The organism is uncultured Methanobrevibacter sp. (assembly GCF_947170395.1).
Classification (GTDB): domain Archaea; phylum Methanobacteriota; class Methanobacteria; order Methanobacteriales; family Methanobacteriaceae; genus Methanocatella.
The window spans coordinates 18,289-30,220 of sequence record NZ_CAMVTE010000011.1 but is presented as its reverse complement, the minus strand read 5'-3'; the positions used below and the strand labels follow the sequence as shown (position 1 = coordinate 30,220).

The following is an 11,932-nucleotide window of genomic DNA, read 5'->3' as shown; positions in this document are numbered from 1 at the left end:
AAGCCATAAAAATCTCCATTTTCTATTTGTTTTGAATTTTTCAATTGTAACTACCATTAATATCACCAAAATATTTCCAAACAATATCATCCAGCTGATTTTTAATTATTTCAAAATCTTGATTCAAATCCAGAGTTTTCACGCTAATCTTATTGCCACTCATGACATAGTCACTATCCGGTTGAATATCTTCATTTGTCCTTGCATATAATAGCATTCCACTAACTTCCATATCATTTCCTTTAACTTCAATATCTTTATTTTTAACATAAGTGAAAATTTGATATAAGTTAGTAGTGTGATGCATATCTTTACCATAATTTTGAGTCGTATTGTGTGAGTAAAACTTGGCGTCAATGATTAGAATCTTATCACTATATTCAAGCATTACATCACTGAGCATTTTCGGAAGAAGAAAGTCAATCCCATCATCAATCTGCCAGTCTATTTTAGATGACGAAGCAGAGATTTTAGGATGTTCCTTTTTATAATAGTTTAGGATGAACTTTTCATACAATCTGCTCATCATCTCATCGCTGAATTCCATAAGTTTAACTTCACCTGACCTTTCTGTATGAATAACACCCTTAATAGCCAAATAACAGATATTAATAAGCATCTTATATGTCTGATTGTTTCTGTCAAACCTCATTTTCCAATTGATTTTTTTAACATCAATTATATCAACTTCACGAAAATAAAGCAATATATTTCTTATTTTCTTTTTTCTCATGTGTGAGATATCTGATTTAACCAAAAGAGTTAATGTGGATTTAATGATTTGATTTAAATAGCAGTTTTCAGAAAACTCGTCATAAGTACAGTTCAACTGCCTTTTAATAAAGCTTTGGGAGGTTATCGATTCAGTAATATTGATTTTACCCCGAATGGAAGAAGTAGTCTCAGTTACATCAATGTAGTCTCTAACAAGACCCTGTTTGATTTGTTTTGAAACACCTATAATTAGAATCTCTGAAAGCAATTCTGCTGTATTTTCAAAACTTTCAGTTTGAATTTTTCTATATCCTTCCTCTTTTAGAACTTTAAAAGCATAAGAAAGCATATAATATATGTTTTTAATGTAAATTGTATCTTTTACAATCAATTAATCACACTTCTTAACCTGTCAGACCAATAGTCGATTTTATCCTGCTCATCAAACCAATACTCTTTTAGAAGAGGAATCAGTTCATATTCTACAATATATGCCAATTTTTCATCAACATTTTCATTTCTAATGTTGCATAAATAGGAATGTCCGATTCTAAAGCCTTCACCTAAAGATTCATCGTCTTTAATTTCCTGGTTTAACTCTTTCATGACTTCAATTAACATGTTAAAGTTAGAATCATCCAATTCATTTTGATAGCTCATAAATCCATCAGATTCAAAGCCCGGTTTTAAATCGAAAAAGGCAAATCTTCTTCTTAATGCATAGTCAAGCATGGCAAGGGATCTGTCAGCAGTATTCATTAATCCAATAATATAGACATTTTTTGGAATGAAAAATGACTCATCAGAATATAAAAGCTGTATTTTATTTTTTTCTCCTCTTTTGTCATTTTCAATGAGCATAAATAGCTCACCAAAGATTTTGGAGAGATTTCCACGATTTATCTCATCAATAATGAAGAAATAATCATTTTCATCATCATCCTGTGCTTTTTTACAGAATTTGTAAAATGTTCCGTGTCTCAGCTCAAAGCCTTCTTTTGAGGGTCTGTAACCCATTACAAAGTCCTCATATGAATAGCTTTGATGGAACTGAACCATCATGACCCTCTCAACATCCTTTACACCCATAATGGAATATGCAAGCCTTTTTGCCATGAATGTTTTTCCAACTCCAGGCGCTCCCTGAACAATTAGGTTTTTCTTATTTTTAACCAATTCAACCAATGTAGAGTAATCTTTCTCATCTATATAAACTTCTTCCAGGAATTTAGCTTCATCATATTCAGGATATTCATGTTCTGGTCCGTCATCACCGCCATCATCAATGACAAATAACTCTTTAATATTATCGACCATTTCCTGATAATCCGTAATGTCAGTTAATGTTTTCATAGGCAATTTTCCATGTTCATAGTCCCAATTACCTTCATGAGTCCAATTGACTTTTCTGATTTTATGATAAGGTTTAGCTTCATCATAAATATAATCCGATTCTACAATTCCTCTTCCGATTATTTCAGTCATTCCATTTTTAACAAATATTACATCTCCAATCTCAACATCATGAACAAATTGCCAGCAGGCATGTACATTATTTTTATGAGATGAATTATCACCATACATCTCCTGAAATTTAAGTTTTATCTCATTTTTAGTTTTGTATTGATTTAAATCACCGGTTCCATCAAATCCTATGCCCATCTCACCATTTTCATAAAATTGTTCCCAAAATTTAGCACCCTGACCGGGTGAAATTAACCAATAGTGAGTTTGTCTAACATCACTGTCTCCAATTCCATCTCCAGGGTCTTCACCAGAATGAGTTACTTTAGAAATATACGCTCCATGAGACAGTTTAGGGAAATTGGAATAATTTTCATTATTATTTATCTCAGATTTACATTCTTCACAAATATGTAAATATTGTTCTGCTTCAGGAGGATTCTTTAATGATTTTATTTCTTCTTTAAAATCATCTGAAAATATTTCATCACCAGATAGGAAATTTCTATTGGTTTGGTCCAAGTTAATGAAAGTAAATGGCCTAATCCAGTTTAAAGCCATTGTAACATTCCAGCGAATACCTCCCTGTGATAAAACTTTATTATAACACTCCATAAATCTTTCACGAGTGTCATCAGAAAAGGCAAGTGCCGTTTCAAATAAATCCCAAATATTATCGATATCATTTTCTCCACGATTTCCTTCAAAACGATAAAAAGTAGATTTAAGATTGTTTACCAAAGCAATTCCATGAAATGTTAGAGGAACATCTGCATTCATTGAAAATTCATTTTTTATTTGAGTGATTATATTTATACGGTTTTCTGCGGAAATTTGTTTATTAAAAAGAGCAAATACAGTGAATGGATCAATATCATATGGAATTTTATAATTACCCTCGGCATCTCCCTCTAAACTAGGCAAATTCATATCCAACTTGGAATAGACATTTCGAATTTTGGCAATTAATTCTTTTCTGTTATTTTTATATTCCAATAATTTATCCGCAAATTCCATATAGAATTCTGTCCATTCTATATTCTCATTATTCATCCAAGAAATTATTTCGTTTTTAGCAGCATTATTGATTTTAAAAATAGTCATGACTGATTTTAGAGGTTTTAGTGAAGTCTGTGTTAAGTCATCTCTGCTGGTTTCACCCAGCCATTCCACATTTCTAATATGACAATATGCATCACCCAAATTATATTTTTTGGCCAGTTTATCTGAGTAATAATAATGAGATAAAATCTTTCCAACCAAATAACATCTATTTTGAGGATTATATGAAATGATATAATCACCTATTTCAAATTCACATGCAAATTTAATTACCTGGGCCGAATTAAGACCTAAAGAGGCATTACTTGCTTGTGGATTTTTTTCCTTCATTATCTGTTTTATTTCATCAGGAGTTTTGCCTGATAAATCTCCGAGTTCCCATCCAATAGCTACGATACCTAAATTCTTAAAATCATCTATTAAAAATGCACTTTCACCTGCTCTGACTATCCACATATTTGCCATATTAACACTGCCTAATTTTAACTATACATAATTTTATAACATTATAAATATATATCTTACCATATGAACCTAATTATCTCAATTAAACCCCAATTTGTTCGAAAAATTCTTTCAGAGGAGAAAAAATACGAATTTAGACGTAGAATCTATAAACAAGAAGTGAATAAAATCTACATCTACCAAACTCTCCCTGATGCCGGAATTATTGCTTATTTTACTCCTGGAAAAATAATTAAAGACACTCCCCAAAACTTATGGAAAAACTTTAAAGAGGTTTCAGGTACGACAGAAGAACATCTACTAAACTATCTGCATGATAAAGACGAAGCTTATGCAATAGAAATTACAAATTTGAAAATATTTGAAGAACCTTTCATCCCAGAAGGTATTAACGCACCACAATCTTACAAATATATTGAATATGACTTATAAAAGTAAAATAGTATAACTTATTGAAAATTATAACACTAGAATAAATTAATATTAAAAAAGAGTTATAAAATAACCCTTTTTATTTTAACTAATCATAAAACGGCTGTTCACCACACATCCAGAGGTTTTGAGTTCCGTCCATAGTATCCTGAAGCTTGAATTCAGTTCCGGGTGCAATGATAATGTCCAATTCATTATCTGGACCGGTCGGCAAAATCCTTTTGGATTTTGGCATTAATAAGATATTTGTGTATTTGAACTTTTCACCGAATTTCGGATTGCTGCTTACATAGAACGGAGCATTTGGAGTGAATACACCGTCAACGGCATTGTCAATCATGAAGTTCTCATCATCCCTGATAAACAGTGTGGTATTCTCTTCCAGTTCAATCGAATGCTCTTTTAAAATCTCCAAAAGCTTAGTTAAATGTTTTAAAAACTTCTTCTGCTCTTCTGACGGTTCTTCAAACAGACTTAAAAATGCCTGAACAGGCATATTGATGTCAAATTCAGTGAATGGATTAATTGCAATTACTGAATACCTGTCTGTCTGTTTCAGCATATATGCCAAATCACTCATGTACAGGCCATAGACTGAGCTTCGAACACCTGCCTTTTCCATTACCTCCTCACTTGTAAACAACGGCACTGCCTTGTTTCCATCACCGTCTGTTAAATAATTAATATCAAAGCCAATTTGTCCTTTTGATTCAAAAACATCTCCCTCTTTAGCATTTTCAATGCCCTCAAACATGTTTTCACTGTAAGTTACCGGCATGAACAGCTGTGACTCTTTAAAAATCTCAAAAAATTCCATTTGACTTTCCGGAGTTATTTTCTTTTTCATTATCTCTTCCAGTGCAGAATTATCCACAACAGCCTGTTTTTTTAACTCTTCCAATTGTTTATCGTCCATTTTATCACCCAAATAATCAACAATTACACCTATATTTTAAACACCAATGGCAAATGGTCACTTACTGTAATCCATTTGTAGTGATCCAAAATAGTAAATTCCTTAACAACATTTTCTCCGGCATAGACAAAATCCAAATAGAAGGGATTATTCAAATGCCTTGCCTGATAAAATGTCATTGATTTCTCACTGCCCTGCTCGTCGCCAGTCAAATCATGGTAAACGCTGATTAAATTTTTGCTTTCAAGCTTTTTATTTAATTCAGTATGGTTTTTCGCTTTCGGATGGTGGTAGTTGAAGACAACGCTGCTGTTGAAATCCCCGCACATCACCAGATTTTCATCAAATATGTTCTCATTTGCATCAAAGAAATCATGTATCATTTCAACATATTTCGGCATGGCCCACACGCCAAGCAGGTTAAATGAATCATTTACCCTAACTGGAATAAAGTGTTCAAATTCACCTTCATATTCCAACTTTTCAAGTTTAATGTCATCTTTTGCAAATATTCCAAGCCCCTTATAGTGGAGATGTCCTGTCCAGATGTAGTTGTCTGCTGCAAATTCCCTGTAATCCTCATCTATTGACTCAGAGGGATTTTCACATTCCTGAATTACATAAATGTCAGCATCCTCTTCAATGATTTCCTTGAACTTTTCGCGGAATTTGCCGTTGCAGTTCCATGAAACTATTTTTATTCGGCTTTCTTCAAGCCATCTTGTTAACATCTTTTCAAGCTCTTCAACAGCTTGCAAATCAACGCCATCCTTATTGTCAGCGAAGTACTCGGAGTATATTTCATAAATTTTTATCTGGTCTTTTGTCCAATTGTCAGGAATATAATCCAGTTCAATCACGTTAATCACCTACAGTTACAATTATTTTTCTTTAATTTGTATAATATAAATTGTGTTTAAATAATGAAAATATAAACATGCAAAAAGGATTCAATTTCAAAATGAATCGATACTTGACCAATTAACACAAATAAGCATCTTAAATCGAATCAAAACCAAAAACAGGAAAAGATTCATGCTGAATTTGGCATCGAACAAGACACAAAAGTTATTTCATATGACTTAAAAGTATATATGTCTTGAGTTACAAACTAAATAAAAGCTAAATTTTTATTTAGGCATGTGTCAGAGTGGTCAAATGAGATAGGTTCAGGGCCTATTGCTTAGTGCTTCGTGGGTTCGAATCCCATCATGCCTATTTATTCCTTTTAATATTCTATGCATTGTAATGTTTCCACGACCAGTGAATCTACCATAACCGGATTTAGATTTCCCAAGTAAAGAAAAATTATATTGTTATTTTAATATGCTTTCATATTTAGGATAAATGGATATGAATTCTAAAAGTTCTTCATTTTGAATGTTTACATACTCTTTCGCCCATAATTTCTGATTCTCAAAAGGCACATCAATCCTATTATATTTTAATTCATGTTCTATCATCATCTGTTGCCTTTTATTAGAGGATTCTTCAGTTGTTTTAAACTTTAATTTTTCTTCATATGTGTAATCATATTTTTCAGGACCCTCAATAACCTCCAAAATACCTGGCAACACATATCCATCACTAAGACAAGTTTTAATGATATCTTTATATAATTTAAAATATTCCTCAGTGTTTATTTCAATGACATTATTTTTACTGCTATAAGTTACCATTTTATCCCTCCATTTAAATTTTAATAATAATCGATTTTCGGACGCTCTTTTTGTTCAAGCGGAAATCCCTTCGGATTTTGAATCATCGGCCAGCCAACACCGCCCCGTTTGATTTCAAATTTACCGGAATATATCATCTCCCCATTTTCGCTGTAGGCATTACCATTCCATGGTGCATTTGGCCCATAACCTCTTGTTAAGGCCCATTGGCCTTCAAAGCGAAGACGGCCTGAAGGATAATATTCCTTTCCCTGAACAATTCCTTTTATATCAAATATTCCCTCCCTGTATAAAGTACCATCAGCAAAATAGGCTTTGCCAAATCCATATGGAGAATAATTAAGCGTATATCCCTCATACACCAGGTTACCGTCTTCATCATGCAGCTGTCTGTGTACGATTTGGTCTCTGGGATAATAGTTGACCTTATCATAGAATTTGGACTCGGAAATAATATCCCTGTCCCCTACCTTATCAACTGAAACGGAATTGTAGGTCTTATCGACAACGTCAATCAAAAACAGCAATCCTGATTCAAAACTGCTTTTAAATCCGTTTTCCTTTAAAAATTCGGTTAGTTTCAGTTTTGCTTCATCTGAGGATATTTTCACATAATATTGGCGATATTTAACTTGGGAAGAGTATTCCTTTACATGTTTTTTGAATCTCCCAATCATCGCCGGGCGTTTCAAATTAACTGATTCGATTTCAAGCATTCGTCTGTAGCATTGCCATGCATCAGCGTATTTTTCCCGCTCTATCAGCTGATCTATTCTTAAGCTAAGACATGTCCTGAATTCCCTTTTGATGAAATTGAGAGTGTCCTCATCGGATATTCCCATTTCCAATATCTGCTCAAAGCATTCAACGGCCCTGCCGTATTCTTCATAATGAATAAATACGTCTGCTTTTAGAGATAAAAAATAATCATTGTCCGGATATAAGATTATGGCATTATTCAAAAGGGTTAATGCCTGCCCGCATTCCTCCAAAAGATATAAGCATCTTGCCTTATATCCTATTGCCCTTTGATTATTAAAGTCACGTTTTAAAATTTCATCTTATTTTTGGCAAAGGATACCTCGACCTCTTTTAGGTTGGGGAGGAATTTGCCAACCTCCATGCTATTAACCAGCCTTTTATTGGTTCTAATAATTTTAACTTTTTACTACTTACTCCTTGACTGACAACAGTACCATCAAATCTTTTTAATTGGAAGTAGCCGCTACTGCGTTTGCCTGTGATAAAACATTCTATTCCATTATACAGTACTTTATCAAATCTTCTGAATCCGTTAACGATGTAGGGTGATTGGTTGCGTTTTCGTATGCCTCCTTTTCCTGGTTTGGTTTTATGGATTTGACGGTTATGTCTTCTGACTTTGCGATATAGGTATTCGACTTGGGATTGTTTTGCATTGTAATTATGGCTGATTACATATGCATCATTGCAATGAGACTTACTAATATCTAGTTTTTCGCGATTGTATTTTGTCAGATACCCGTAAGTTTCAAAAACATTATCAAACTCATTTTTAAGCAATTCAACCAATTTTTTTCTCATGGTGTTCATGTGTGCGGCATGTTGGAATGATTTGACTTTTTTGTTGAATTTTAACTCATTGTTATGAATCTTTTCGTGGCATTCTTTGCATAGTGTTGTGAGGTTTTCCATGCTATCTGATCCTCCGTGGCTTTTAAATCGTATATGATGAACTTGTAATTTAACATGTTGGGCCCCGCATATTTGGCAGGTATAATTGTCTCTGCTTAAAACAGCAGCTTTAACATTATAAAAACCCTCTTCATCACCATGCTGGTACTCTGATCCTTGTATATTTGGATTTTTTAGTTTATGAGGATCAAATTCAGCAGTCTCAACAATAATGTTCTTCACCGGAATAAATCCACAGACCTTTTTAATGATAGTTAAATGGCTATCGATTTTATGTTGGATGCTGGGGGCCAATTTTCCTTTTCGTCCACGGTTATTGAATCTTGCAGGACGATATCTTAATTTCCTGTTTCTGCGACTTCTGCGCAGTATTCTTCGGGACTCCAATAATTTAGGAATGTCTTGGCGCAATTCAACTGTAGCTTTAAATAATTCCTTCTGTTGTGTTGTTGCAGATAAACCTATATATCTGCTTCCGGCATCAACACCCAGATTAACCGGCTGTCTATAACCGCTACTACCATACAGCAATTGTATGGTAAAAGGCGTGCGATTTACTACTTTTGCTTTACATTCTTTTAATAATAATCTTGCTTTTCTTGGTTTACAAGGCATCAAAGCCTCACCATTCTTGTTTAGTACGTAAACTAACATGTAATGTTTACCTCCTATTCCTGAGTAAAGTTATCCCTCGACAATGTTATCCCAAGGTTTTTTTGTGGACAGCACCGTTCCTACCATCTCAGAACTTTTAACCATACCACCGTAGAGCAGCAGACTGGGATTAAACATCCACTGGTACCTATAATATTATTCTTGAGTAACGTAGACCCCATTTATGGGTCATTGTCTATTAAACTAGTGGATTTTTCCAGAAAATTCTAGAAAATCCACGGCTTCTACAAAGCCGTGGTAGTTTAACGCAGATATCTATTACTTCGCAGTAGTTACATTTATAGTATGATTCACTGCATTTGTCAAGCAATTTTTCTACAGACATCAAAACACCTCCAATTAAGTGAATAAATTCATTTAAGTGCCTATTGGAATGAATAATCACCGTAAAAACTATATGATTAAGACAATTGGTGACGGTTCATTTTTAATCTCGCAAAAGTTATGCACAAAATAATAACATACTTTGTTGTTAAAATGTTAGTACAATGGTATATATAAATATTTCTATGAAAAAAAGTATTATCAAAAGTGCCTGCCAATAAACTATTGGACTTCCAAAAACCTGTACAGTTTCAAAAGAACTTCACTAGATTCTAAAATAACATGTTCGATATTTAAACTCAACGTGGTTCTCCTCATTCACCTTGGTTATGAATGATGTCACTTCTAAAACTCCTTAATAGTATTTCCCTTCGTTTCCCACCAGTTATCTTTTCATCTTCATATGCCTTTTCAGTTAAGCGTATTAGCTTCCCTATTGAGTAATATTTCTGATTTTCTGGAGATGGTTTGTAAAGGCCAGTATCGTAACCCAATCTGTCGGATTCACGAATTATATTGACCCCATATTCATCAAATTGTTTTTGACTGATCCAATTCATTTTTTTAAGGCGTACCAACATTGTAGAACGGCTGACCTGATAACGCTGTTCGCATTTTATTACATCTTCAAGTGACCAGTCTTCAATCTGGTTTTTGTTTTTAAACCAGTATAGAGCACTATTCGGCATCAATAATGTTGATGCAAAGTTATCTGCATTTATTTCACTTCTACTATTGTTGTTGATTCCGCAAACGATAAAGTCATCAATATCTTCATGAAGCAAGTGGTATAATTCATGAGCCAGTGTAAAGTTTTGCCTTCCAATGGTATGATTGGTGTTGATGAATATCACTTTATCATCTTCTGTTTTTGAACAACACCCGCTAATGTATTTTTCCATTGGAAACCAGAGTACTGTTAGATTTCTTATGTTATTATAGACTAAAGAGCGTATATTTATTGAAGCAAAGCTTTAAAGACATTCCCTGAGTAAGATTTACGCCGACTTTATAAAACTGCCTTCAAGCAATCGTAATTTTTTAGTTTATTTTTCTAGCATATAACTATAATAATTTATTTGAGGTTAATTTGACGAACAGACATCAATTTTGCTTTGGAAATAAATAACGGGAATTTTAAAAACCTTTTTAAATAATGCCAAGCATACATTTACTGTGATGAAGTATATTTACATAGATGAAAGCGGAGATTTGGGAGAAGGTCGTTCCAGTACCCAACATTTCGTCATGGGAGCTATTGCAACAGATAGTCCGGATTCTCTTAAAAAAATTATTAAAAAAGTAAGAAGAGATAATAGAAACCTCCTGCATAAAGCTCCCGAGATAAAAGGAAACAAAACAGATAAGCGCATCATCCAAAAGATACTCAAAAAAGTCAATAACACTGAATATAAAACTTTTGCAATATACTTGGATAAACAAAACATGGACAAAATACCAAATTTCTACAATCATCATGAATTATACGATGAAATAGCATCAAAACTAGCTGAAAAAATTAAAATAACATCTCCCACTTGCATCATTGTAGACAAATCCAAATTCAATCAAGATGATATTAACCGTTTCAATGATGTGTTTTCATCAAAATTAAATAATCCTGAAGACCATACTATAAGCATACTCCACGGAGACTCAATAAATTACAAAGGTTTGCAAATTGCAGATTTAATCTCATGGTCAGTATTTCAGAAAGTGGAACATCAAAACTCAAAATACATTGACCTAATAGAATGTAAGAAAATTTTTGAAATATATAAAAATTAGTTAAGTGAGATGAAGAACCTATAAGCCACCTAATTGACCATAACAGTTTATGGAAAGTCGCCACCTGTGGTGACGAGGACTTATAGGCTAAACCAAAATTGGATTTTACCTTCGAATCTTCACTTAATACTAAGCACCTTAAAATATATAAACATTTTCATTATCCAATTTGGAGATTGTATTGAAGATTTGTGTATGCAAGTGTTCAATGTAAATAATTTTGAACCTCACCTGCTTATGGTATAGTCAACGGATCACCTATATAGCATTGCCTTGCAATCATCACCTTAAAAAACAACAATCAATTTAGTCAAGACTACACAAGGATAAAAGCTTCTAAAAATAAGAATTTTCCGCATAAAAGCGGATGTAGACCATGTGATGATTAATCACAGGTTTTTAACTACAATCTGACCTTTTTCGGTTAAACGGTACAATCTGCCCTTTCTCACTTCAGGATTTATGCATTCGACAAGATCATGTCCCATCAGCTGTTTTAAAGTCAGTGAGATATGGTTTGTCAGTATATCGCATTCACGAGCAAGTTGAGATGGAATTTTAATACCGCCATTCAATGCTTTCATTACTCTAGTTCTGTACTTTGATATCAGCACGAAACTGATATCTGTTAAAATTTCATCTGAAAGTTCACTTTCACTCATAGTTTAGTATATTTCGTTCATACATTATAAACTATATAGGTACACAAAGGCAATTCAATATAAATCTGCATGTTCTA

Annotated in this window: 11 protein-coding genes and 1 pseudogene; 2 read left to right on the top strand and 10 right to left on the bottom strand. The window is 33.3% G+C overall.

Annotated features, from left to right (window positions below; translation table 11 throughout):
- Positions 1-40 precede the first annotated feature (40 nt).
- Complete coding sequence (mcrC, locus tag Q0W04_RS04495) at positions 41-1,105, bottom strand: 5-methylcytosine-specific restriction endonuclease system specificity protein McrC (RefSeq protein WP_298500837.1); 1,065 nt, start codon at positions 1,103-1,105, stop codon at positions 41-43.
- A complete protein-coding gene (locus Q0W04_RS04490; RefSeq protein WP_298500835.1) occupies positions 1,102-3,705 on the bottom strand; it encodes an AAA family ATPase in 2,604 nt (867 codons plus the stop codon). Before Q0W04_RS04490 ends, mcrC begins: the two co-directional genes overlap by 4 nt.
- A gap of 63 nt (positions 3,706-3,768) precedes the next feature.
- On the opposite strand from Q0W04_RS04490, the gene Q0W04_RS04485 reads away from it, so the two are divergent.
- Positions 3,769-4,137 (top strand): hypothetical protein, encoded by a 369-nt coding sequence (locus Q0W04_RS04485; protein WP_298500833.1) that lies wholly within the window; start codon positions 3,769-3,771, stop codon positions 4,135-4,137.
- An 88-nt stretch (positions 4,138-4,225) separates the two neighbouring features.
- Here the strand turns inward: Q0W04_RS04485 and Q0W04_RS04480 are convergent, their stop codons facing one another.
- From Q0W04_RS04480 to Q0W04_RS04450, 7 genes and pseudogenes are all read right to left on the bottom strand, one after another.
- Positions 4,226-5,053, bottom strand: coding sequence for an SseB family protein (locus tag Q0W04_RS04480; RefSeq protein WP_298500831.1), 828 nt, complete (start codon positions 5,051-5,053; stop codon positions 4,226-4,228).
- Between the two features lie 29 nt (positions 5,054-5,082).
- Positions 5,083-5,913, bottom strand: coding sequence for an endonuclease/exonuclease/phosphatase family protein (locus tag Q0W04_RS04475; protein ID WP_298500829.1), 831 nt, complete (start codon positions 5,911-5,913; stop codon positions 5,083-5,085).
- A gap of 456 nt (positions 5,914-6,369) precedes the next feature.
- Positions 6,370-6,732 carry a hypothetical protein gene (locus tag Q0W04_RS04470; RefSeq protein WP_298500828.1) on the bottom strand — a complete coding sequence of 121 codons (363 nt, stop codon included), beginning with the start codon at positions 6,730-6,732 and terminating at the stop codon, positions 6,370-6,372.
- Between the two features lie 20 nt (positions 6,733-6,752).
- The gene (locus Q0W04_RS04465; RefSeq protein ID WP_298500827.1) at positions 6,753-7,724 is read right to left on the bottom strand and encodes a hypothetical protein; all 972 of its coding nucleotides are present in this window, start codon (positions 7,722-7,724) and stop codon (positions 6,753-6,755) included.
- Between the two features lie 100 nt (positions 7,725-7,824).
- Positions 7,825-9,060, bottom strand: coding sequence for an RNA-guided endonuclease IscB (iscB, locus tag Q0W04_RS04460; RefSeq protein ID WP_298500826.1), 1,236 nt, complete (start codon positions 9,058-9,060; stop codon positions 7,825-7,827).
- 199 nt (positions 9,061-9,259) lie between these two features.
- The gene (locus tag Q0W04_RS04455) at positions 9,260-9,406 is read right to left on the bottom strand and encodes a hypothetical protein (protein WP_298500825.1); all 147 of its coding nucleotides are present in this window, start codon (positions 9,404-9,406) and stop codon (positions 9,260-9,262) included.
- 313 nt (positions 9,407-9,719) lie between these two features.
- A pseudogene (locus Q0W04_RS04450) lies at positions 9,720-10,379 on the bottom strand (ImmA/IrrE family metallo-endopeptidase); the annotation flags it as partial.
- A 205-nt stretch (positions 10,380-10,584) separates the two neighbouring features.
- Here Q0W04_RS04450 and Q0W04_RS04445 point away from each other — a divergent pair.
- Positions 10,585-11,193, top strand: a complete 609-nt coding sequence (locus tag Q0W04_RS04445) for a DUF3800 domain-containing protein (protein ID WP_298500823.1) — start codon at positions 10,585-10,587, stop codon at positions 11,191-11,193.
- A 389-nt stretch (positions 11,194-11,582) separates the two neighbouring features.
- Here Q0W04_RS04445 and Q0W04_RS04440 read toward each other — a convergent pair whose 3' ends face one another.
- On the bottom strand, positions 11,583-11,855 hold the full coding sequence (locus tag Q0W04_RS04440; protein ID WP_298500822.1) for a transcriptional regulator: 273 nt from the start codon (positions 11,853-11,855) through the stop codon (positions 11,583-11,585).
- Positions 11,856-11,932 lie beyond the last annotated feature (77 nt).